Source organism: Blautia intestinihominis (assembly GCF_040096655.1).
Lineage (GTDB): Bacteria > Bacillota > Clostridia > Lachnospirales > Lachnospiraceae > Blautia_A > Blautia_A intestinihominis.
Genome location: NZ_JBBMEI010000001.1, coordinates 1 through 24,703, shown reverse-complemented (window position 1 = coordinate 24,703; position 24,703 = coordinate 1). Strand labels below are relative to the sequence as shown.

The window sequence follows — 24,703 nt, the reverse complement described above, 5'->3', positions numbered from 1 at the left end:
AAAAAAAGATGCAATTTAAGGTGCAAAAAGGCAGAAGTATGTTATAATAGAAGCGTTACAGAAAAATGGCAGCAATGAGGAATTCATCCATTTTGCTGATTGCAGGGGAGTATAGAATGAACAACGAAGAAAATAAGGGAACTTTGCCGGAGGATGATGTAGGCAGACCAGATGAGACTACAGATATCGAAGACAGAATCAATGCGACATTGGATAAAATTCTGGATGATGACGAGGATGAGTTTGACGATATACAGGTTGATTACGAGGATCCGGAAGATGAAGAACCAGATAATGAAGCTCCGGACGAGGAAAATCGTGAGATAAGGGAAACTGAGGACGACTACGAGAAGACAAAAGTATGGACTGATTCTTCGGAAGAAGCAGATGAAGAGGAATCAGAAGAAGTGATGGAAGAAGAACCGGAACAAGAGGAAGAAGTTCCGGCAGTTCGAAGCAGACACAAGTCAGCACGTCCCGGTCCGGTAATTTATGTTCCAATGGATGAGCTGGATCAGAATTCAGATGTTCCACCAGGAACCAGAGCCAAGAAGAAAACTCACAAAGGCCTGAAAATCTTTGGTCTGGTGATGCTGATGATAATAGTTCTGGGTGGATGTGCCTACGGCGGAATCAGTTATTATTTTACAGATCGTTTCTTTGAGGGAACCTGGATCAATGGAGTTGACTGTTCGCAGAAGACAGCATATGAAGTAGAGCAGCTTATGGCAGAAAAACTCAGTGAATACTCCATTGAAGTTTCTTCCAGAAATATAGCTGCGCAGACGATCAGAGGCGAGGACATTGATTACCAGTATATGTCTACTGGCGAAATCCTTCAGCTTCTTAAGAAACAGAAACCATATGAATGGATCAGGGGTCTCTACGAACAGAAAAGCTACACCGTATCCGAGAATGTCGGCTATAATAAGACACTTCTTCAGGAACAGCTCAAATCTCTGAATTGTGCACAGGCCGAGAATCAGGTAGAACCGGAGAATGCCTATGTGGCATTTCGGGATAATCAGTTTGTGATCGTACCGGAAACAGAGGGAAGCAAACTGAACATCAAAGAAGCATACAAACTTCTTGATGCGGCAGTGGAAGCTAATGAAGCAAGTATAGATTTCAGTGATAACCAGGATGCTTACGTATCCGCAGAAGTGACCCAGGATGATCCGGCACTTCAGTCAGCACTGGAAGCATGCAACAACTATACGAAGGCAAGCATTACTTATACATTTGGTGACCAGAGTACGACACTGGATGGTAATACGATTAAGGACTGGCTGCAGTTTGATGAGAAAGGTCAGCTGGTATGGGATGACAATTCTTTCCAGCAGCACGTGGCAGATTATGTTGCACAGCTTGCAGCAACTTATGATACTGTTGGTACAGAGAGAGAGTTTCAGGCAACAAGCGGAAGAACAGTGTATGTATCCAGTTCCGTCTATGGATGGAAGATCGATCAGGCGGCAGAAACTGCTCAGCTGAGTCAGGAGATTCAGTCAGGAACACAGACAACGCGGGAACCTGTTTATTCTCAGACAGCGAATGCTTATGGTGTGAATGACCTGGGTAATACTTATATTGAAGTGGATCTCAGTGAACAGCATATGTACTATTATCAGGACGGTGTGAATATTTTTGAATCAGATTTTGTGTCCGGTAATATGAGTTATGCTGACCGTCAGACACATGCCGGTATCTTCACCTTATATTATAAGAAGAGTCCGGATGTACTGAGAGGCGGACAGAAGGGAACTGCAAATTATTATGAACAGCCGGTACAATACTGGATGCCGTTTGACGGAGGTATTGGTTTCCATGATGCAGACTGGAGAGACGAATTTGGCGGTGACATTTATCTGACAAGTGGATCTCATGGATGCATAAATCTTCCACCGGAAAATGCAGAGGTACTGTATGATCTGATTCAGTATGACGTTCCGATCGTATGCTTTTACTAAAGAATTACAGGAGAGAAAATAATGGGAAAATCATTTGATTTTTTGCTTACGGCAGCAGCACTGATCGCAGGAATCCTGCTTCTGACAGGACACGGAGATTTTTTACTCAAAGGAGGAAATGCAGAACTCCGCAAAGCGAAATACGATGAAGCCAAGATGACCAAGGGTTCCGGCGTGGCACTGATTTTGATCGGTATTCTGACAGGAATTGACTCCTATACAGAGGGAATAGCATCAGAAATCATTTATGTGATTCTGTTACTGCTCGTTATGGTAGGACTTGGACTTTACCTCAAATACAAATGCAAAAAGAAATAAAAATAATCAAAACAGGAGCGTGGAAACGATTTCGAAGTTTCCACGCTCCTGTTACTTTTCAGGATATTTTTTAACAAAAAAGATCGACGAGATCCATTGGCTTACGGATGATCTCATCCGGTTCCGGTACATCTCCGAATCCATAGGAAGCAAAGACAAACGGAACGCCAGCCTTGCGGCAGGAAAGGAAATCTCCCATGGTGTCACCGACATAAACCGGGGATTTCATATCATAAGTTCTGGCGATGAGGGAGATGTTGGAACCCTTATCGAGATTGTTATCACCATTGCACAGATGACCTTTGAAATATTTGCCGAAGCCGGTGGCTTCAAGAAATACTTCAATATAGCCGGCCTCACAGTTGCTCACGATATACAGCGGGTATTTCTCAGCTAAAAGCTGGAGGGCTTTCTCCAGATCTTCGTACAGAGGGGCGCATTCCTTAAGAAGTGCTTCATGCTCTGCGTTACAGCATCGGTCGATCAGACGGAGCTGTTCTTCTCTGGAGGCATCTGGAAAAATCTGCTTTGCAATATCCGGAAGCGGCTGTCCGAACATAGAAGCAATGATCTCAGCCGTCAGAGGAAGTTCGATCTGTTCAACATTGCGGAGATAGTTTTCCCAGGCTTTCGCCACGATTCCGGTGGAATTCCACAAAGTTCCATCTACATCAAAAATAATACTGTCCATAATATAGTCCTTTCAGGAAAAAATGAGATTTATCATACCGGTAAAATTGCCTTAATTCATATTCTATATGGTAAAATAAAAAAAATCAACTGTCTTTTAGCGGGATTTATGGTATACTGAGGGTACTGTTTACTGATACTGATAATAATAAGACAAAAAAACAAGACAGGACTAGAAGAATGCTGAATGACATTGTAAAGCCACTGACAGAGTGGTACAGGCAGAATAAGCGCAGCCTTCCATGGAGAGACCGGCACAATGCCTATTATACCTGGGTATCGGAGATCATGCTGCAGCAGACGAGAGTGGAGGCAGTGAAGCCATATTTTCGCAGGTTCACAGAAGAACTTCCGGATCCGGCGGCACTTGCAGAGTGCCCGGAGGAGAAGCTTCTCAAACTGTGGGAGGGACTTGGGTATTACAACCGCGTCCGGAATATGCAGATTGCGGCACAGACGGTTGTGGAGGAATATGATGGTGTGCTTCCGGCATCTTACGAGAAACTTCTTTCCCTTAAGGGAATTGGAAGCTATACAGCAGGAGCAATTGCATCGATCGCTTATGATATACCGGTTCCGGCAGTAGATGGAAATGTACTTCGCGTGATCACCAGGATTATAGAGGATGATGGTGATATCATGAAGCAGTCTGTAAAGAAACGGATAGAAAATAAGCTTCAGGAGATCATGCCAGGGGAGTACCCCGGAGATTTCAATCAGGCACTGATGGAACTCGGCGCAGTTGTCTGTGTGCCAAATGGCGAACCCAAATGCGATGTCTGTCCGGTGGCTTTTTGCTGCGGGGCAAGAGCTCATGGAACGATCGACAGATTTCCCGTCAAAGCACAGAAGAAAGACAGGAAGCTGGAAGATCGGACCGTTCTTGTGATCCAGGATGGAGAAAAGACAGCAATCCGCAGGCGTCCATCGAGAGGACTTCTTGCGGGATTATATGAGCTTCCGAATCTTAAGGGACATCTCTCTGAAGAGGAAGTACTGGAGAGCGTCAAAGCCATGGATCTGGAACCGCTTCGTATAGAAGCACTTCCGGAAGCAAAGCATATTTTTTCACATATTGAATGGAGGATGACTGCCTACAGGGTCCGTGTTTCCTCACTGGAAGAAATACGTCAGAATGATCTGCTTTTTGTCGGTAAAAGGCAGTCCGACGATCAATATGCGATCCCATCAGCATTCAGCGCGTACACAAAATATATCAGGGAATAACACACACAGGAGGAATAATACCGATGAAAATTTTAAGTATTGCAATTCCATGTTATAATTCAGAAGCATATATGGAGAAGTGCATTGATTCCCTTCTTGTAGGAGGCGAAGATGTGGAGATCCTTGTCGTAAATGACGGATCATCCGACCGCACAGCAGAGATTGCAGATGCTTATGCAAAGAAATATCCGACGATCGTCAAGGCAATCCACCAGGAAAACGGCGGTCACGGCGAAGCAGTCAACGCAGGAATCAGAAATGCAAGCGGACTTTATTTTAAAGTCGTGGACAGCGACGACTGGGTAAATGCAGAAGCGTATGAGCAGATCCTCAAGACTCTGGAAGAACTTATCCGCGGACCAAAGACTGTTGATCTTCTGATCAGCAATTTCGTATATGAGAAACAGGGCGTAGCAAGGAAAAAGGTCATGCAGTACAGACACTGTCTCCCGGTAAACGAAATCTTTGAGTGGGACAAGGTGCGTATGCCTAAGGGAAAATATCTCCTCATGCATTCCATGATCTACCGTACTGAACTGCTCCACGAATGTGGTCTGGAGCTTCCGAAGCATACGTTTTATGTAGACAACCTGTTTGCATTTGAGCCGCTTCCATATGTTCAGAACATGTATTATCTGGATGTGAATTTTTATCGTTACTTCATTGGCCGTGATGATCAGTCTGTAAATGAGAGGGTTATGATCAAGAGGATCGACCAGCAGATCAGAGTCAACAAACTGATGGCAGATGCTTTCCACAGATGTCAGTTCAGTAACAAGCACCTGAAGAAATATATGCTCAGTTACCTGGATATCATCACAACAGTTTCTTCCATCATGCTGGTACGCGCCGGCACACAGGAAGCACTCGATAAGAAAAAAGAACTCATGGAATACATCCGTGAGCTGGACCGCTGGCTGTACCATAAACTTCGCTACAGTGTCCTCGGACGTGCAGCAAATCTTCCAGGCAGAGCCGGCAGAAAGATGTTCGTGGCAGCTTATAAAGTATGCCAGAAATTCTATGGATTCAACTAAAGAAATAATATAAGAAACGAAAGGCTTTCAGCAGGGATACGATAATTCCTGTCGAAAGCCTTTAATAGTTTCTGTTTACGGAAGAATGATCTTCACCGGTTCTTTCTCGATAGAAACGGAAAAAGTCTCCTGAATGCCGGCGGATTCTCCGTCTTTATGTACCGCAAGTGGGACAGTACTGAATACTTCGACCTTTTTGCAGCGGAAGATATGGATTCCGGTGAACTGTGTATGCTTGCCCCAGAATGCAGTCGGAAGACAGAAGAGAACCTTAAGCTTGCTCAGTCCGTCGACAACGATCACATCAAGATATCCGTCAGAAGGGCTGGCATCAGGGCAGAATTTGAAGCCGCCGCCCTCGTATTTCTGGTTCATCACTGCCGCGAAATATACCTTGTGGAATGGGTAGATACGTTCTTCATCCATCCGGAGTGTCACAGGAACAGGCTTCAGGAACAGAAGCTGTTTCAGCGCGACAAAGAGATAAACAAGTTTCCCCAGGCCCACACGGTTAAGTATTTTTTTCATAGGGGTGACGCTTACTTCGTGGCATACTGCAGCGTCAAACCCGATACCGCAGCTGATCGCGAAATGACTTTTGCGTCCCTTGATGGAGATGACCGGGACATCCATGGATGCGATGTGTTTTCTTTTGAGGATGCAGTCCAGTGCCTCGTGCGGGTCCTGTGGGAGCTGCATGCTGCGGCAGAAATCATTCCCGGATCCTGTCGGGATATAACCAAAATAAATACAGGACAGATCCTTAACACCGGAAAGAACCTCCTGGATCGTACCGTCACCGCCGACTGCGATCAGATAAACAGGATGTTCCGGTGATGCTTTTGCTGTGACGGAAGCCGCCAGTTTGACCGCATGACCGCGGTATCCGGTAAAGACAGCCTTGTAAGAAATATGTTTCTGTCGAAGAGTCCTGCGAAGTTCCTTCCATATAAGAGCACCTTTCCCTGAGCGGGAATTAGGATTTACGATAAAATAATACATAATATCCTCCAAAACGATTCTTTTTTTATGATAACATTGTTTTCTGTAATTTACAATCAGGACTTGCCTTTACAAAGATTTAACAGTCAAAAGACTAAAGATTTTACGAAGCGTGCGTATACTTGGCTTAAATTGAAAAATGAGAGAGGTAAAAATAAATGATCTACTTGGTAGAAGATGATGAAAGTATCCGCGAGCTTGTGGTATATACACTAAAAAGTCAGGGATTGGATGCAAAAGGATTCGAACGCCCATCCCTTTTCTGGAAGGAACTGGAGAAACAGGTTCCGTCCTTGATCCTTCTGGATGTGATGCTTCCGGAGGAGGACGGAATCTCCATTCTTAAGAAACTCAGGACAAGACCGGACACCAGGAAACTTCCGATCATCATGCTGACAGCAAAGGGAAGCGAATATGATGTCGTGATGGGACTGGACAGCGGTGCAGATGACTATATTCCGAAGCCGTTCCGGATGATGGAACTCATCTCCAGGATCAAGGCAGCACTTCGAAGAGCAGAGGACAAAGGCGCAGAAGAATACCGGCTTGAGAACCTTTATGTATGCCCGGTCCGCCATGTAGTGACTGTTGACCAGGAGCCGGTTACCCTGACACTTAAGGAATATGAGATGCTGTGCCTGCTGCTTAAGAACAGCGGAATGGTCCTTTCCAGAACACAGCTTCTGAACCAGATCTGGGGTTATGAATTTGATGGAGAAAGCAGAACAGTGGATGTACATATCCGTACGCTGCGGCAGAAACTTGGCAGTGCCGGAGATCTGATCGAAACAGTACGGGGCGTCGGTTACAAGATAGGAAGATGAAAATCTTCCTTTTTTGTTGGTCAAAATGCAATTCTATGATATACTCATTTTCAGAGAAAACTTCTGAGAGGATTTAGAATAAATGAAATCATTGGTAATTGCGGAGAAGCCTTCCGTGGCAAGAGACATTGCAAGGGTTTTCCATTGTAATCAGAAAGGGAACGGAGTCCTGGAAGGAAAGGACTATGCTGTGACCTGGGCACTGGGACACCTGGTAACTCTGGCAGATCCTGAAGAATATGATAAGAAGTACATGAAATGGGATATGCAGACGCTCCCTATGATGCCGGATAAGATGAAGCTGGTCGTGATCCGCCAGACATCGAAACAATATCAGGCGGTCAAGACGCAGCTTTTCCGTAAGGACATCGGAGACATCATCATCGCCACAGATGCCGGAAGAGAGGGCGAACTCGTAGCAAGATGGATCCTGGACAAATCCGGATGCCATAAGCCAATCAGGCGATTATGGATCTCATCCGTGACAGACAAAGCGATCAAAGACGGATTCCAGAATCTTAAAGATGGAAGAGAGTACAATAACCTGTACAGAGCGGCTGTGGCGAGAGCAGAGGCAGACTGGCTGGTAGGAATAAACGGAACACGAGCCCTGACCTGCAAATACAATGCGCAGCTTTCCTGCGGTCGTGTGCAGACCCCTACCCTTGCGATCATAGCAATGCGCGAAGAAGAAATACGAAACTTCAAACCGAAGGATTACTATGGAATATCTTTACAGGCAGGAGAAGTACAGTGGACCTGGAAAGATCCAAAGAGCGGAAGCTTCCGTACTTTCCAGAAAGAACGTGCAGAGGAGATCACACAGAGCGTCCAGAATGGACAGATCGAGATCACTGCTATCACAAAGAAACCAAAGAAGACAATGGCACCGGGGCTCTATGATCTGACAACTCTCCAGAGAGAGGCAAATCAGAAATACGGATTTTCTGCCAAGGAAACCCTGAATATTATGCAGCGCCTTTATGAAAATCACAAAGTCCTGACCTATCCGAGAACAGATTCACGTTATATCGGCAAGGATGTAGTCCCGACACTCAAAGAAAGACTCAAGGCCTGCGGTACAGGTCCGTATCGTAAACTGGCAGGAGCACTTCTGAACAAACCGATCCGCACAAATGGAAGTTTTGTGGACGATAAACGGGTCAGTGACCACCATGCGATCATTCCGACAGAGCAGTTCGTGCAGCTTGACTATATGACAAACGAAGAGCGCAAGATCTATGATATGGTGGTAAAACGCTTCTTAAGTGTTCTGTATCCGCCATTTGAATACGAGCAGACTTCAATGGAGGGGACAGCAGGCGGTTATACCTTTGCTGCCAACGGAAAGACAGTCTTAAGTGCCGGCTGGAAAGAAGTCTACGAGGGTGGATTCCAGGAAGAGGACGACACAGAAGAAGAAAAACTCAAAGACCAGAAACTTCCTGTCTTTGAAAAGGGACAGAAACTTCGTATCACACAGGTACACCTGAATTCCGGCAAGACCAAAGCCCCGGCACGTTTCACAGAGGCAACACTGCTTGCAGCGATGGAAAATCCAGTCAAATACCTTTCCACGAAGGACAAACAGGCTGCAAAGACTCTGGGAGAAACGGGAGGACTTGGAACCGTAGCAACCAGGGCAGACATTATAGAGAAACTTTTCCACAGCTTTATGATGGAAAAGAAAGGCAACGAGATCTATCTGACTTCCAAAGCAAAACAGCTTCTGGAACTGGTTCCGGAGGACTTAAAGAAACCGGAACTGACAGCAGACTGGGAAAAGAAACTTTCTGACATTGCGAAAGGAAAACTTAGACAGGACACCTTTCTGAGTGATATCCGCGGCTATACAAATGAGATCGTCAGTGAGATAAAAACGGGACAGGGAACATTCCGGCACGATAACCTGACGAACAAGATCTGCCCGACCTGTGGCAAGCGTCTTCTGGCAGTCAACGGAAAGAACAGCAAGATGCTGGTCTGCCAGGACAGAGAGTGCGGCTACCGTGAGACGATCTCACGAACAACAAATGCCCGCTGTCCGAAATGCCACAAGCGTATGGAAATGCTGGTCAAAGGCAAAGAAGAAACCTTCGTATGTGCCTGCGGTTACAAAGAAAAACTGTCTTCTTTCCAGGCAAGACGAGAGAAAGAAGGGGCAGGAGTCAAGAAACGTGATGTCCAGCGATACCTGAAACAGCAGCAGAAAGAAGCCAACGAGCCGGTAAACAACGCTTTTGCACAGGCGCTGGCAGGACTGAAACTCGACTGATACAAAACTACAAAATAATTAAGATAAAGGAGAAGCCGTTATGCCTGTATTTGATTTCAGCAATGCAACAACCGAAAAGAAAGATCCGGAATGCACCTACACCACATTCCACTCCAATGAAACAAAACCATCTCCGGAGAAACCGATCCTGGTCCTGGACAACACAAGCCGCCAGTGGAATCATCATTCCTGTGGCGTCTTCTCTAATCCAAACCAGAAATCTTCTTTTGAATTCAAAGAAGAGGATGGCGTATTCCCGGCAGATATCCTCAAGATCGATGCACGTTTCGTAAGCCTTGTCAAATGGCTTGGTGAAAACCATATCAGTGTACGATTATCAGGACAGAATACTGGAGAAGGCTATGCAGTCTACAAGATCCGAGAGACCGCATTCGGAGGCGGCACCAAGCTTTCTGCAGAGGATGGATTTCTTCAGTTTATGATCGAGCGTCTGCTCGCAAGCAATGCACCGACAGAACTTCCAGAGAACGAGGACGAGAATGAAGAGGGCGACAACATGAAGCTCACCAGTATCCAGAGCATCACAGACTTTATGACCTGTGCGGGAAGGACCATGCCGGATAACATCCGCCTCTGGGCAAGACGAAACCTTGCCGTAGCACGTTCCCATGAGGTCTCTCAGGAAGAAAGAAGACATGCACAGAGAGCACTGTCCATTATGATGAACATCCAGTGGAAGAATAATTACTTTGAATCCATCGACCCGGTAGAGGCACGCCGTATTCTTGACGAAGAACTTTACGGAATGGAGAAAGTAAAACAGAGAATCATCGAGACGATCATTCAGATTAACCGTACCCATACACTTCCGGCGTATGGACTTCTGCTTGTAGGACCGGCAGGAACAGGTAAATCCCAGATCGCATATGCCGTAGCACGTATCCTGAAACTTCCGTGGACAACTCTTGATATGAGTTCCATCAACGATCCTGAGCAGCTTACAGGAAGTTCCCGTGTTTATGCCAATGCCAAACCGGGAATCATCATGGAGGCATTTTCCATGGCAGGAGAATCCAATCTTGTATTTATCATCAATGAGCTGGATAAAGCAACCAACGGTAAAGGAAACGGAAATCCGGCAGACGTGCTTCTGACACTTCTCGATAACCTGGGATTCACAGACAACTACATGGAATGTATGGTTCCGACCGTCGGTGTATATCCGATCGCAACAGCAAATGACAAAGCACAGATCAGTGCACCGTTAATGTCCCGTTTTGCGGTCATTGAACTTCCGGATTATACAGCAGAAGAGAAGAAAGTCATCTTCTCCAAATTTGCCCTTCCAAAAGTTCTCAAGAGAATGAACTTAAGAGAAGAAGAGTGCGTGATCGCACCGGATGGACTGGATGCAGTGATCGAGCAGTTTGCGGATACTACAGGAATCCGTGATTTGGAGCAGGCGGCAGAGCATATCGCAGCAAATGCGCTGTATCAGATCGAGGTAAATAAGGTATCCTCTGTAACATTTGATGCAGAGATGGTGAAGAAATTATTTGAGTAAGGCGCAAAGATCAGTATATAAACAAAATAGTATAGAATACAGACAGGGAGCAGATCCATAGTGGAAATGCTCCCTGTCTGTATATTATCTGCGTAAATTGATATTGCAGATATGTTTCTTTGATTTTATCGGAAACTCTTGAGCCAGTTTACAAGAGAATCATGCCAGATGTTGTCATCGACAGTCTTTTTCATCTGATCGGTGACAGGTCCGTTGCTAGCCATCTTTGCAAGGATGGCAGCCTGGAGTTCTTCGACGGTCATGTCTTCCGGAGCCTTGTTCGGGTCAACCTTGACAGGCTCTTTTGCTGTGGATTTTTCTGATGCCTCGGTAACTTTTTCTTCTGTAGCGGCAGTTTCCTTTGTGGCAGTGCTGATAGTATTTACATCTGTACTTTCGGAAGCAGTTTCTTTTTCCTCTGTCTTTGTGGCAGATGTTTTTTCAGCAACTGTAGTCTCTTCAGCAACAGTAGTCTCTTCAGCAACAGCAGTCTCTTCGGCAGCAGGAGTCTCTTCTTTGACAGATTCTTTAACAGCTTTTTCCTTCACCTCTACCTTGACAGGCGTGTACTCCGGCATATCACCGGCAGGTACCCAGATCTCACCGCTGTTTGCATGAACACATACATTGATGCGTTCGCCCTCGACAGAAACTTTCTGACCGGTCAGAGTGCCGACATATTCAGATGCATTTCCGGCAGGGAGGTTCATCCAAGCATCGTTGTCATCATTGTTGACAGTTACGACCACGCGCACACCGTCCAGATCACGGGCAAAAGCAAACTGGCGGTTAGTAAGCTGCAGTTCTGCATAACTTCCGTAGCTCAGAGCCGGGGTATTCTGTCTGATCTTTCCAAGAGCGGCAACCAGAGCTGTACATGGATTTGTTTCTTTCGCATCTGCGTAGTCTGCAAGAACCAGGGCAGGTCTCAGGCTGTCATCAGAGGAACGTTCCTTGCGTCCTTCAATTCCAAACTCAGAACCATAATAGATACTTGGAACTCCCGGAAGAGTATAAAGAAGTACATGAACCGGATTAAAATGCGCTTTATTGGACAGTTTGGTGTAGATTCGTTCTACATCGTGATTGTCAACAAAGTTGTACAGATCAAGATTTCCCATGTTCTGGAGATATTTCACTGTATGTGCGATCTCGAAATAGTTATGGTCATTGTGTCCACTGTAAAGAGCTTTGTGCAGAGCATAGTTTGTGACACTGTGCAGTGTCTCGCCATTTACCCAGCGGCTGTAATCGCCATGGATAACTTCACCCATCAGCCAGAAATCAGGTTTGACTTCCTCGGCAGTACGGCGGAGTGCACGCATGAAATCAAAATCCAGGACATCAGCGGCATCCAGACGGATTCCATCGACATCAAACTCAGAAACCCAGTAGCGGATCACATCACAGATATAATTCTGGACTTCCGGATTTCGCTGGTTCAGCTTGACAAGCAGATTGTATCCGCCCCAGTTGTCATAGGAAAATCCGTCATTGTATTCATTGTTTCCCCAGAAATTGACATTGCAGTACCAGTTAAGGTACTGAGAATGTTCGCGGTTCTTCTGGATATCCTTGAATGCAAAGAAATCACGTCCTGTGTGGTTGAATACACCGTCGAAGATTACTTTGATGCCTTTTTCGTGACATGCTTTGACAAAAGCGGTCAGGTCTTCGTTTGTTCCAAGACGGGAGTCAAGCTTCTTATAATCGGTGGTTTCATAACCATGTCCGACACTTTCGAAGAGAGGTCCGATGTACAGGGCGGTGCATCCGATCTCTTTGATGTGGTTGATCCATGGGAGGAGAGTGTTCAGACGGTGGACAGGAGTGGTGTACTCATTCTGTTTCGGTGCACCGCAAAGTCCAAGTGGATAGATGTGATAAAAAATTGCTTCATTGTACCAACTCATAGGTTATCATCTCGTTTCGTAGTTATTTTTTTATCGCCGGAATGCTGCATGAAACAGAACATGCCCGGTAAAAAATAATGGGGCTGTCCGTATGTACGGCAGCCCCTCTTTGGTTCAAATATGAAATTATAACTGAGGACCAGCAGCAACAAGTGCTTTACCAGCTTCATTTCCTTCATATTTAGCGAAGTTCTTGATGAATCTTGCAGCAAGATCTTTTGCTTTTTCTTCCCACTGAGCAGCATCTGCGTATGTGTCACGTGGGTCAAGGATTCCTGTATCAACGCCTGTAAGTTCTGTAGGAACTTCAAAGTTGAAGTATGGAATTGTCTTGGTAGGAGCGTTGTTGATATCTCCGTTGAGGATAGCATCGATGATACCACGAGTGTCTTTAATGGAGATACGTTTGCCTGTTCCATTCCATCCTGTGTTAACGAGGTAAGCTTTTGCTCCGCTCTGTTCCATTTTCTTAACAAGCTCTTCTGCATATTTTGTTGGGTGCAGTTCCAGGAATGCCTGGCCGAAGCAAGCTGAGAATGTAGGTGTAGGCTCTGTGATTCCACGCTCTGTACCAGCAAGTTTTGCTGTGAATCCGGACAGGAAGTAGTACTGTGTCTGAGCTTCTGTCAGGATAGATACTGGAGGAAGTACGCCGAATGCATCTGCGGACAGGAAGATTACGTTCTTAGCTGCCGGTGCAGAAGAGATCGGGCGAACGATTTTTTCGATGTGGTCGATCGGATAGGAAACACGAGTGTTCTCTGTTACGCTCTTATCGTTGAAGTCAATCTTTCCGTTTGCATCAACTGTTACGTTCTCAAGAAGAGCGTTACGTTTGATTGCATTGTAGATGTCCGGCTCAGAGTCTTTGTCAAGGTTGATAACCTTAGCATAGCATCCGCCTTCAAAGTTGAATACACCGTTGTCATCCCAGCCGTGCTCGTCATCACCGATCAGGAGACGTTTCGGGTCTGTGGAAAGAGTTGTTTTACCTGTTCCGGAAAGTCCGAAGAAGATAGCTGTGTTTTCGCCATTCATGTCTGTGTTAGCAGAGCAGTGCATAGCTGCGATGCCTTTCAGTGGAAGGAAGTAGTTCATCATAGAGAACATACCTTTCTTCATTTCTCCGCCGTACCATGTGTTGATGATAACCTGCTCTTTGGATGTAATGTTGAACATTACAGCTGTTTCAGAGTTGAGGCCAAGTTCTTTGTAGTTTTCAACTTTTGCTTTGGAAGCATTGTATACAACGAAATCTGGCTCAAATGTCTCAAGTTCTTCAGCTGTTGGCTGGATGAACATGTTTGTAACAAAGTGTGCCTGCCATGCAACTTCAACGATGAAACGGATAGCCATACGAGTATCAGCGTTAGCACCGCAGAATGCGTCAACTACGAAAAGTTTCTTGTTGGAAAGTTCTTTCTGAGCAAGTGCTTTACAAGCTGCCCAAGCTTCCTGTGTTGCAGGATGGTTGTCATTCTTGTATTCATCAGAAGTCCACCAAACGGTATCTTTGGAGTTCTCATCCATAACGATGAATTTATCTTTAGGAGAACGTCCTGTATAGATACCTGTCATAACGTTAACAGCGCCAAGTTCTGTTTCCTGTCCTACTTCGAAGCCTTCAAGACCTGCTTTAGTCTCTTCCTCGAATAATACTTCATAAGAAGGATTGTATACAACTTCTGTTGTACCTGTGATGCCATACTTAGTTAAATCGATTTTTGCCATCTTACATTTACCTCTCTTCTTTATTGGAGCCATCTATATGCTGGCTGCTTTAACCTCTAAGAAGTGGAACACTCCGACTTCTCATAGAGATTATTATACATAATTCATCAATAAAAGCAATAAAAAAACCATTAAATTTTGAAAAAATGATAATAATTTAACACTGCATGTCGTGTTTGGGCAGTGATTTCAGCATTATCCTGCTTTCTTGACATAAGTATTCCCCAAATGTACAATGAATAAAAAAAAATCTTCTATATATAATATAGAAAGCATTTGCTGGCATCACCAGGCAGAAATATCATCAGAAAGGACGGGAATCTTATGAAGCAGCTTTACACAAGATGGGGAAAAAATCTCGACAGGGATCATGTGCTGGAGGAATATCCGAGACCACTTCTGATGAGAGAAGATTATCAGATCCTCAATGGCTGGTGGGATTATGCTTTTACTATAGACTATAAACAGCCACAGCAGTATGAGGGCAGGATCCTCGTGCCGTTTTCGCCTGAGACAGCTCTTTCAGGAGTCGGACGTCAGCTTAAACCAGATGAATATCTGTGGTACCGGAGAAATTTCGATCTTCCGGGCTGGGACAGAGAAAAGGGGCAAAACCGCATCCTGCTCCATTTCGGTGCGGTAGATCAGTCCTGTGAAGTTCGGATTAACGGACATAAGGTGAAACGTCATACGGGAGGATATCTTCCGTTTGAAGTGGATATTTCCAGATACGCGCAGGAAAGCGCAAATGAACTTATAGTAGCTGTCAAAGACTTGAGTGATACTTCCTACCATTCGAAGGGAAAACAGAAACTTAATGCAGGCGGCATGTTTTATACCGCCCAGAGCGGCATCTGGCAGACAGTATGGCTGGAAAAAGTGCCGGAAACCTACATAAAAGAAATAAAAACAGTTCCGGATATCGAGAAAAAGATCATCAGGATCAAAGTAAGTTCCAGTTATAGTACAGATAAAAAGAATGTGGATAAACTTTCCAGAAATCTTCCGATAGAAATAAAAATACGAAAACCAGGACTTTATCCAGATCCGGTAGTGAAACCGTCACAGATTTCTACAGAGGATATGCTGGAAACAGCAGTACTGGCTGTAAGTGACAAATGGATCGAGATCCCGATTGAGTCCATTTCTCTGTGGAACTGTGAAACTCCGTATCTTTATTATTTTGAAGTAAAGTTGGGAGACGACAGAGCCATCAGCTATTTCGCCATGCGGAAGTTTTCTCTGGAAACGAAAGTTCATGAGGAATTCCTGCGGATCTGTCTTAACGGCGAAGTACAATTCCAGAATGGCGTGCTCGACCAGGGATACTGGCCGGAGAGTCTGTACACGCCGCCATCTGATGCAGCGATGATCTTTGACATCCAGGAAATGAAAAAGACCGGCTTCAACATGGTGCGGAAGCATCTCAAGATCGAGCCGCAGCGATGGTATTATCACTGCGACAGACTTGGAATCGTAGTCTGGCAGGATATGGTCAATGGTGGAAGTTACTATAAACACTGGTTTGTAACTTACGGTGCGACTCTGCTTTCCTGGCTTCGGATCCCAATGCGTGACGTTTATCCGAGACTGCTTTCCAGAGAAGCAAAAGCCGGCCGCCTGGAATTTATCCGGGAAATGAAAGAGACGATCCGGCTTCTTGGAAATCATCCCAGCATTGCGGCATGGGTGATCTTCAACGAAGGCTGGGGACAGTTTCAGACAGAGGATATGACCAGGATCGTCCGCAGACTTGATCCGAACCGGCTGATCGATCAGGCAAGTGGATGGTTTGACCAGGGAGGCGGAGATTTTTCCAGCCTGCATAATTATTTCTTCAAATTGTTCATCCGCCCGGAACGAGAGAGGGCTTCCGTTCTTTCAGAATTTGGCGGTTACAGCTATCGGGAACCAGGTCACTGTGCAAAAGAAAAACTATACGGCTATGGAATCTGCAAAAACAAAAAAGATCTCGAGAAGCGTTTCCTCGAAAGATGGAGTGGTGTGCGAAATCTGATCCCACAGGGATTAAGTGCCAGTATCTACACACAGTGGACAGATGTGGAAGAAGAGGTCAACGGTGTTTTTACTTATGATCGTGAAGTGCGGAAGATCGAGCCTTTTTAATAAAGAATAAAAAATCAGCTACCGGACGCTGAGTTTCCGGTAGCTGACAGTAAAGTAGATGATCTCTGCGATCGATGTGATGATCCATGAAAACAGATACAGAAGAAACAGTGCCGGGATGGTGTGGACCCAGGCAAAGATCGTGTAGATCCATATGATACGGAAGACGCAGGAGCCCATGATGATAATGATCGTCGGGATGATGGTCTTTCCGATCCCACGGGATGCGGCGATCGTACAGTCCATAAAAGAGGACACACAGTAAGAAAACGCCATGATCTTGATCCGCTGCATGCCGGCATCGATAACGGCAGCATCCGTGGCAAACAGCGACAGGAACTGATGACCAAAGAGAAAGAGGAGCAGTCCAAGGATCAGTCCTATACTGAAGGAATAAAACAGGCTGATAAAGTAGCTCTTCAGAACTCTTTTTTTGTTTCCTGCACCGTAGTTCTGGCTCATAAAACTGGAACATGCGATATAAAAAGCATACATGACATTATAAATGATCGTGTCCGCATTGGTAGCCGCCGCATTTCCGGAGACCATATAGGTATCAAAGGAATTGACACCGCTCTGTACGAACAGGTTTGCGATCGCAAAAATCGCATTCTGGATACCTGCCGGGACCCCGATCATCAGGATGGCAATGCTGGTGTCCTTGTGCAGTCTGACTTTTTTCAGTGAAACATGGCATTCATCCCTGCGGCGAAGCAGATGCGTCATGATCAGAGCGGCAGAAGCATACTGTGCGATCGCAGTAGCTGTGGCAACACCCGCGGCTGCCATATGTAATACGATGACAAAAAACAGGTTCAAAATAACATTCAGAACACCGGCTGCAGCCAGATAATAAAGCGGGCGTTTCGTATCTCCGCGGGCACTTAACACTCCATTACCAAAGTTGTAAACACCCATCGCAGGAAGACCGACCGCGTAAATCTTCAGGTAAAGGGAAGCCTGCCCGATCAGATCATCCTTGGTGTTCAAAAGTTTAAGCATCCCGCCGGAAAAGAAGAAGCACACAGCACCGACCAGCAGTCCCATCAGTGCACAGAGGAGCAGAGCTGAATGAATGGTGTTCTCAGTGACCTGTCGGTCCCCGGAGCCAAGTGCGTGGGCGACCCGGACATTAACACCGCTGCCCATACCGATCAGAAATCCCACAAACAATGTTACCAGCAGCGTCGTAGAACCGACCGCTCCAAGTGCCTTATAATCTGCGAACCGGCCAACAACAGCAACGTCGCTTAAGTTAAAGATAACTTCCAGAAGCTGAGAGCACATCAGCGGAATACTGAACAGAAAAATATTTCTCCACAAAGAGCCAGTCGTCATCGTGATCGAACGGGCCTTTTTCTTTGAATTTTCACACATAACATAAACCTCGATATTGATTGATTTTCTCACCTGTCTTTAAGATACGACAGGATTCGAGGATTGTAAAGAGGATATACAAAAAAAGTCAGGAAGATAAAAAAACTTTATTTTTGTGAAAATTTATTCCTTATTTTTCCTGCGATATTCACCGGGAGTCATCCCGTAAGTTTTCTTGAAAGTACGCATGAAATGTTCCGGGCTTTCATATCCGACAAGTTCACAGATCGCAGGGTTGCTCAGGGAAGTTTCCCGCAGTGCACGGCACGCCTGATTCAGCTTGATATCCCGGATGATCTGAAGAAAAGTTTTTCCGGTACTTTCTTTGATCAGGGTACTGAAATGGGAAATACTGTAACCAAAATGACTGGCTGTCTCGCTCAACGTAACTGTCTGGTAATGCTGGTTCAGATAGTTCAGAATCTCTGTGACAGAATTTCCGGCAGTATCCTTTGTAAGTATGGATTCGATATCGTTCTCGTGATAACGAAGCAGCATCGCCCAGAACATGACCAGCATGGAGTTGAGAAAGGTATAGCTGTATTTCTCGTGGCCGAGATACTCAATATAGAGATTTTCCAGCATATCGCGGATCCGTACATCATCTCCACTATGGAAGATCAGATAATTTCCCTCCGTCTTGCGGTACAGCACATGTGCAAAAAACTGTGCCAGGGAACTGTCAGCCGTCAGTGACTGGAAGAAAGTAGACTGAAATGTTGTACCGCGCACCAGGATATTAAAAGCCGTGCTGTCATCAAAGATTCCGACACTATGTGTAGTATTCGGCGGGATGATGCAGATATCACCCGTATGCAGCGTGTGCCGTATCCCCTGGATCGTAGTATCAGCAGTGCCGTCATACACACAGAGGATCTCAAAAAATTCATGCTCATGAGAAAAAACAGGCGTGTAGCGGTAGTGCTTGTAAAGCATGATATTCTCGACCGTATCCTGAAAGAAATCTTTTTCTTCCATATAAGGAGACCAGGATCCGCTCAGAAGTTCAGGAACATACAGGTGATGTTCCAAAATAAAGTTTCGATCCAGATTGAGGCAGTAGTCCTGAAATGTCTCAGGATCCTTCTTTTTTTGTAAATAAAGTTTTTTATAAAAGGCTTCATCTTCAGTGTAAGAAAAGATGTATTTCCGAAATTCTTCTCTGGTAAGTTTCATATAGAACCTCTCCCTTATTATGTAATAAAAGTATAGCGCATATTTATCGAAAAAAACATCACTGTTTTACAGAAAAAAAGACAATTGGAAAATACAGCAGAAAAAGGTAAAGTGATATATAGAAAAAATTGGAGGAAAAAGCAGAATGCCAGCAGTAAGTATTGATTTAAATATGGTTCGAGTAACCAATGATGATTTTGTAAAAAAAGCAGAAGCGTGTGCACCGGAACTTATCAAGACAGTAGTCCGTCCGGTTTCTATCGTAGATATCGTAAAGACAGAGGAGGTTTTTCCGCAAGTTTCGAAAAAAGATGACATCGAAAATCTTTCCACCTATCATATGGCAAAAGGCGACAGGATCTGCCTGAATTTCGGTGATCATCAGGTAGGATATGTCACTCTGAAACTGAATTCTGTGGGAAGCCCGCAGGATGCACCGGCATTTTTCAGACTGAAATTTGGTGAGATCGCAAAAGAGATGACTGAGGATTCCGCAGATTATGATGGATGGATCAGCCGTGGCTGGATCCAGGAAGAATTCATCCATATCGATGTCCTTCCGGCAGAACTGAAACTTCCAAGAAGATACGCATTCCGTTATATGGAGATCGAGGCAATCGATACCTCACTGAAATGGCAGATGGTAGTGGAAGATGTATACTGCACCAGTGTTTCTTCTGTCCGCATGGAAGATGTGAAACCGGTAGAGAGTGATGACGAAATGATCCGTAAATTGGACAAAGTCAGCCTTCGTACCCTGCACAACTGTATGCAGTCCGTTTTTGAGGACGGACCGAAGAGAGACCGCCGTCTGTGGCTCGGAGACCTGAGACTTCAGGCACTTGCAAACTACGAAACATTCCACAACATGGATCTGGTAAAAAGATGCCTGTACCTGTTCGCAGGACAGACAAAAGACAACGGTCAGGTAAGTGCCTGCCTGTTCACAGAGCCAAAATTTATCGTAGATGATACTTTCCTTCTGGACTATTCCATGTTTTTCGGCGCAACGCTTCTGGACTACTATGAGGCATCCGGCGACAGAGAAACGCTGGAAGATTTAAGCAAATGTGCATACCGCCAGATGGAGATCGCCGGAGAGCAGTTTGATGCGAGACATCTGATGAAAAACGGCGAAGGATTCTGGGGCTTCATCGACTGGACGGAAGGACTGAACAAACAGACTGCAATGCAGGGCGTTTACATCTACTGTGCAAAAAAAGTACAGAAGATCGCAGAGATCCTTGGAGATACAGCAAAAGCAGAAGAACTTGCAAAAGAAGCAGAAGAAAAGACTGCAGCAGTCAGAAAATATCTTCTGGATGAGAAAACAGGCCTGTTCGTAAGTGGCGAGGAAAAACAGATCAACTACGCAAGCCAGGTATGGCTAATCCTTGCAGGTGCAGTCAGCATCGAAGAAGGCAGTGCAATGCTCGATAAGCTGGATGAGCTGAAACCGGAAAAAGGAATGGTCTCTCCGTACATGAACCATCATTATGTGGAAGCACTTCTGATGTGCGGCAAAAAAGACCAGGCAATGGAATACATGAAATATTACTGGGGCGGCATGATCAGCCACGGTGCAGATACCTTCTGGGAACTCTACAATCCGGAAAACCCGGCAGAATCTCCATATGGAAGCAGCATTGTAAACAGCTACTGCCACGCATGGAGCTGCACACCGACTTATCTTCTCAGAAAGTACTTTAACTAAATAAACAATAAGCAGGGCGGGTCGGAAGATCCGCCTGAATAAAAGCGTGAAAAGGGAGTCAGATTATGGTAAAATTAACAGTAAAGATCGTATCTATGCAGGACGCAGATAAATTTAACAAACTTTGCAGTAAATTTGACTGTGATATGGATCTGCAGAGCGGTAAATATTATGTAGATGCAAAATCCATCATGGGAATTTTCAGCCTGGACTTAAGCAAGCCGCTGATCCTGAATGCAGGTACGGAGGATGAGCAGAAAATAAAAGAAACATTTGCAGATTTTATCGGAGAGGAATAAGGAATAATCATGACACGAATTTTGAAAGAGAGAGCATTTTCCGGCACCACAGATCCGAAAGTTCAGCCATGGGAGACAGAACACCGCAAGGTTGCACGCCGTGCGGCAGCAGAAGGAATCGTTCTTCTTAAGAACGAAGACAATCTTCTTCCCCTGAAAGCCGGAAGCAACGTTGCACTTTATGGCGCAGGCGCAGGAAGGACCATCAAAGGAGGAACAGGTTCCGGAGATGTCAATGAACGTGAAAATGTTTCCGTTTTCCAGGGAATCAAAAACGCCGGATTTCAGGTGACAACAGAAGACTGGATCGCAAGTTACGACAAGATCTACGAGAATGCACGCCAGGAATGGAAGAGAAGTATCCTTTCAAAAACGGGTGAAGGCGCGGACACCATGGATTTCTTTTCGGTATACAGCACCACTCCATTCAAAATGCCAGCCGGAGATCAGGTACAGAAACCAGCTGAGGACGCAGATACGGAAACAGCAATCTATGTTCTGAGCCGGATCGCAGGAGAAGGTTCCGACCGTACTGCTGACAAGGGCGATTATTATCTGAACGACAACGAATATCAGATACTTGCAGACATCTGTGCATATTACAAAAATGTCACTGTTCTGATCAATGCAGGCGCACAGGTGGATCTTTCCTTCATGGATGAATTCGAGAACATCAAAGCACTTCTGGTGATCGTACAGCCTGGCATGGAAGGCGGAAATGCAGTTGCCGACATCCTTTCCGGCAAGGTAAATCCATCCGGCAAACTTGCAGATACCTGGGCATATGAATATGAGGATTATCCGAATTCTGAGAAGTTTTCACATAATAACGGAAATGTGCAGACCGAGCTTTACGAAGAGGGAATTTATGTAGGATACCGTTATTTCGATACCTTTGAAGTTCCGGTCCGCTATGGCTTCGGATATGGACTTTCCTATACAGACTTTGAGATAAGCAACTACCGTCTGGTAAAAATATCCGCTGAAAAAATCAGCATTTTAGCATCTGTAAAGAACACAGGCAAAGTGCCCGGCAAAGAAGTCGTACAGGTCTATGCATCCCTGCCGGGAGGCACTCTGGAAAAAGAAGCACACCGTCTGGCAGCTTACGCCAAGACTGCCGAACTGAAACCTGGCGAAACAGAAGAAGTCACCATGGAAGTGACAGTAGATGCACTGACTTCCTACGATGAAGAGAGCGCAGCATGGATCCTGGAAAAAGGCTTCTACGGCATCTGGATCGGAAACAGCCTTGCCAGTGCGAAACTCTGTGGAGGCATGAAACTGGATGCCACAGTGACGAAACGTCAGGTCAAAAACCTCTTCCCATTGAAACAGGATCTGGAAGAAATCGTACAGGAACCATCCAGAACAGCAAAACGCACAGAAACAGCAGAGAAACTTGCCGGAGAGCAGGCGATGACCGTTCTGGAACTTCATGCGGCAGACATTACGACAGAGACTGTAGAATATAAGAAAAATGCCGACCTCTATGAGAGAGAGGCGATGGATTTTGTAAATACCCTGACAGAAGAAGAACTGATCGATCTGGCAGCCGGAGACCCGGGCAAAGCACAGGGGGGAAACCTTGGGGCAGCAGGCATTTCTGTTCCGGGTTCTGCAGGAGAGACACACCGCTGTGCTGTAGATAAAGGACTTGCAAGCATCGTCCTTGCAGACGGACCGGCAGGACTTCGACTGATGAAATATTATCATGTCAATGAAGGCAGCATTGTCAGCATGCCGTTCGAATTCAGTCTGGAAGGTGGATTATTCTATGATGATTCCAGAGAACTTCCGGGAGAAAGATATTATCAGTACTGTACAGCGATTCCGGTAGGAACTCTGCTTGCACAGACCTGGAACCAGGAACTGATCCGCGAAGTCGGAGCAATGATCGGAACCGAGATGGAGCACTTCGGCGTGACACTCTGGCTGGCACCGGGAATGAACATCCACAGAAATCCGCTCTGTGGAAGAAACTTCGAGTACTACTCAGAGGACCCATATGTATCCGGAACGATCGCAGCAGCTATGACAGAGGGCGTGCAGTCCAATTATGGATGTGGAACAACGATCAAACATTTTGCATGCAACAATCAGGAAGACAACCGTATGGGATCAAACAGCGTTGTATCTGAGCGTGCACTTCGCGAGGTTTATCTGAAAGGATTCGAGATCGCGATCAGACAGGCACAGCCGATGTCCATCATGACCAGCTACAACCTGATCAATGGTGTTCATGCAGCAAACAACTATGATCTCTGCACAGAGTCCGCAAGAAATGAATGGGGATTCAAAGGTGCGATCATGACAGACTGGACGACTACAGAACAGGGAGATAACTGTACAGCATCCGGCTGCATGAGAGCAGGAAACGACCTGGTAATGCCGGGATGCTTCGGAGATCACGATAATATGCACAAAGAACTGGCAGAGGGAACTCTTAAGATCGAAGACCTGAAAGCGTGTATCGCACGACTGGTGAGTGTGATCTGGAAATCTAACCAGTATCTTCAGTAAAAAATAAATGAGATAGAAACGGGACAGCAGTAGTGAAAGCTATATGTTGTCCTGTTTTTGTGCATATTTTTGGTTTACAAGATGGCAAGTTCAGTATATGATAGAGAATCAGTGAACGAAATACAAATGGAGAAATCATGGACGACAGAAATTATACAGATCTGTATGCAACACTACAGAAAGAAACGACAATACTGACGGCGCAGATCCGTGCCCTCTACCGGGAACTGGATCGGAAATTTCATCTTCGCGGAGCCCAGATCCCGATCACTTTTGGATTTGAAACAGACACTCTGGGTTCCTATACAAGAGCAGGGCATCATGAAAAAGAACACTTTCATTTTTCCCTTCTCTTCGTAGGATACGGGGTAAAAAATCCTCTTACAAAAGAAGACCGGATGGATCTCTACAGACACGAATATGCCCACTACATGGAACATCATATTACGATCCCACGTGAATATCAGTGGCAGCCAGGACTTCACGGAAGCGCGTGGAAATACTGCTGTTCTCTGGTAGGGGCCGCGCCGACACCTTACTACAAGGCAGGGGAAGCCCTGATGAAACATGACTACGAAAAGAAACTCAAAAGTCCGATCCACGACAAGACTGTGGCAATCCGTGACACATATAGGAGGCAGCAGGAGCACAAAAACAGTCAGGCAAGTATCGTGAAATATGAGGTGGGAGAAGTGATCTGTCATCCGAAATTCGGAGAAGGATGCATTGAAGAAATCGAACAGGGAACAGGTTCCGTAAGCCTTCATATCCGGTTTGGAGAAGAACTCAAAGTCATCGACCAGAAATGGCTGCTCCGCACAAAATACCAGAAAAAAGAATAAAAACAGAGACCTGAAAAGGAAGAATCGGCCATGCGAAACTGCCTTTTGAGCTCTTTTTTATATTGCACAATTATTTTATACGAGCATATAAATTGCAATGCAGACAGAACTGTTGCATGCCGGATACGGCAGG

The 24,703-nt window shown here is 45.5% G+C and carries 18 protein-coding genes; 12 read left to right on the top strand and 6 right to left on the bottom strand.

The window, feature by feature from the left end; all coding sequences use genetic code 11:
• Positions 1-116: 116 nt before the first annotated feature.
• Positions 117-1,970, top strand: coding sequence for a L,D-transpeptidase family protein (locus WMO75_RS00090; protein ID WP_022213684.1), 1,854 nt, complete (start codon positions 117-119; stop codon positions 1,968-1,970).
• A gap of 21 nt (positions 1,971-1,991) precedes the next feature.
• Positions 1,992-2,288 (top strand): DUF3784 domain-containing protein, encoded by a 297-nt coding sequence (locus WMO75_RS00085; protein ID WP_022213683.1) that lies wholly within the window; start codon positions 1,992-1,994, stop codon positions 2,286-2,288.
• 70 nt (positions 2,289-2,358) lie between these two features.
• On the opposite strand, the gene WMO75_RS00080 is transcribed toward WMO75_RS00085, so the two are convergent.
• Entirely contained in the window at positions 2,359-2,979 is a 621-nt protein-coding gene (locus WMO75_RS00080; protein WP_022213682.1) for an HAD family hydrolase, read from the bottom strand.
• Between the two features lie 179 nt (positions 2,980-3,158).
• Here WMO75_RS00080 and mutY point away from each other — a divergent pair, with 179 nt between their 5' ends.
• Both mutY and WMO75_RS00070 read left to right on the top strand, forming a co-directional pair.
• Entirely contained in the window at positions 3,159-4,205 is a 1,047-nt protein-coding gene (gene mutY / locus WMO75_RS00075; RefSeq protein ID WP_022213681.1) for an A/G-specific adenine glycosylase, read from the top strand.
• 23 nt (positions 4,206-4,228) lie between these two features.
• Positions 4,229-5,242: a glycosyltransferase family 2 protein gene (locus WMO75_RS00070; protein ID WP_118251907.1), complete on the top strand. Its 1,014-nt coding sequence runs from the start codon at positions 4,229-4,231 to the stop codon at positions 5,240-5,242.
• 75 nt (positions 5,243-5,317) lie between these two features.
• On the opposite strand, the gene WMO75_RS00065 is transcribed toward WMO75_RS00070, so the two are convergent.
• Complete coding sequence (locus WMO75_RS00065) at positions 5,318-6,244, bottom strand: diacylglycerol/lipid kinase family protein (RefSeq protein WP_118251906.1); 927 nt, start codon at positions 6,242-6,244, stop codon at positions 5,318-5,320.
• 158 nt (positions 6,245-6,402) lie between these two features.
• On the opposite strand from WMO75_RS00065, the gene WMO75_RS00060 reads away from it, so the two are divergent.
• The 3 genes from WMO75_RS00060 to WMO75_RS00050 all read left to right on the top strand — a co-directional run bounded on the left by WMO75_RS00060 (position 6,403) and on the right by WMO75_RS00050 (position 10,868).
• Positions 6,403-7,068, top strand: coding sequence for a response regulator transcription factor (locus tag WMO75_RS00060; protein ID WP_022213678.1), 666 nt, complete (start codon positions 6,403-6,405; stop codon positions 7,066-7,068).
• An 82-nt stretch (positions 7,069-7,150) separates the two neighbouring features.
• On the top strand, positions 7,151-9,343 hold the full coding sequence (locus tag WMO75_RS00055; RefSeq protein WP_349077444.1) for a DNA topoisomerase III: 2,193 nt from the start codon (positions 7,151-7,153) through the stop codon (positions 9,341-9,343).
• A gap of 40 nt (positions 9,344-9,383) precedes the next feature.
• Positions 9,384-10,868: an AAA family ATPase gene (locus WMO75_RS00050; RefSeq protein WP_349077442.1), complete on the top strand. Its 1,485-nt coding sequence runs from the start codon at positions 9,384-9,386 to the stop codon at positions 10,866-10,868.
• Between the two features lie 125 nt (positions 10,869-10,993).
• Here the strand turns inward: WMO75_RS00050 and WMO75_RS00045 are convergent, their stop codons facing one another.
• A complete protein-coding gene (locus WMO75_RS00045) occupies positions 10,994-12,781 on the bottom strand; it encodes an alpha-amylase family glycosyl hydrolase (RefSeq protein WP_349077441.1) in 1,788 nt (595 codons plus the stop codon).
• Between the two features lie 126 nt (positions 12,782-12,907).
• Positions 12,908-14,512, bottom strand: a complete 1,605-nt coding sequence (gene pckA, locus WMO75_RS00040) for a phosphoenolpyruvate carboxykinase (ATP) (protein WP_118699011.1) — start codon at positions 14,510-14,512, stop codon at positions 12,908-12,910.
• A gap of 324 nt (positions 14,513-14,836) precedes the next feature.
• Here pckA and WMO75_RS00035 point away from each other — a divergent pair, with 324 nt between their 5' ends.
• Entirely contained in the window at positions 14,837-16,639 is a 1,803-nt protein-coding gene (locus WMO75_RS00035; RefSeq protein ID WP_173905221.1) for a glycoside hydrolase family 2 protein, read from the top strand.
• Positions 16,640-16,657: 18 nt separating this feature from the next.
• On the opposite strand, the gene WMO75_RS00030 is transcribed toward WMO75_RS00035, so the two are convergent.
• Together WMO75_RS00030 and WMO75_RS00025 are read right to left on the bottom strand one after the other, a co-directional pair.
• A complete protein-coding gene (locus tag WMO75_RS00030) occupies positions 16,658-18,016 on the bottom strand; it encodes an MATE family efflux transporter (RefSeq protein WP_022215717.1) in 1,359 nt (452 codons plus the stop codon).
• 123 nt (positions 18,017-18,139) lie between these two features.
• Positions 18,140-19,192, bottom strand: a complete 1,053-nt coding sequence (locus tag WMO75_RS00025) for an AraC family transcriptional regulator (RefSeq protein ID WP_118699013.1) — start codon at positions 19,190-19,192, stop codon at positions 18,140-18,142.
• Between the two features lie 145 nt (positions 19,193-19,337).
• On the opposite strand from WMO75_RS00025, the gene WMO75_RS00020 reads away from it, so the two are divergent.
• The 4 genes from WMO75_RS00020 (at position 19,338) to WMO75_RS00005 (ending at position 24,570) form a co-directional block, all read left to right on the top strand.
• On the top strand, positions 19,338-20,906 hold the full coding sequence (locus tag WMO75_RS00020; protein WP_349077440.1) for an alpha-L-rhamnosidase-related protein: 1,569 nt from the start codon (positions 19,338-19,340) through the stop codon (positions 20,904-20,906).
• A 65-nt stretch (positions 20,907-20,971) separates the two neighbouring features.
• Positions 20,972-21,205, top strand: a complete 234-nt coding sequence (locus WMO75_RS00015) for an HPr family phosphocarrier protein (protein ID WP_118251899.1) — start codon at positions 20,972-20,974, stop codon at positions 21,203-21,205.
• Positions 21,206-21,214: 9 nt separating this feature from the next.
• Positions 21,215-23,728: a glycoside hydrolase family 3 protein gene (locus WMO75_RS00010; protein ID WP_349077438.1), complete on the top strand. Its 2,514-nt coding sequence runs from the start codon at positions 21,215-21,217 to the stop codon at positions 23,726-23,728.
• 137 nt (positions 23,729-23,865) lie between these two features.
• Positions 23,866-24,570, top strand: coding sequence for a hypothetical protein (locus tag WMO75_RS00005; protein ID WP_022215712.1), 705 nt, complete (start codon positions 23,866-23,868; stop codon positions 24,568-24,570).
• The last annotated feature ends 133 nt before the right edge of the window (positions 24,571-24,703 follow it).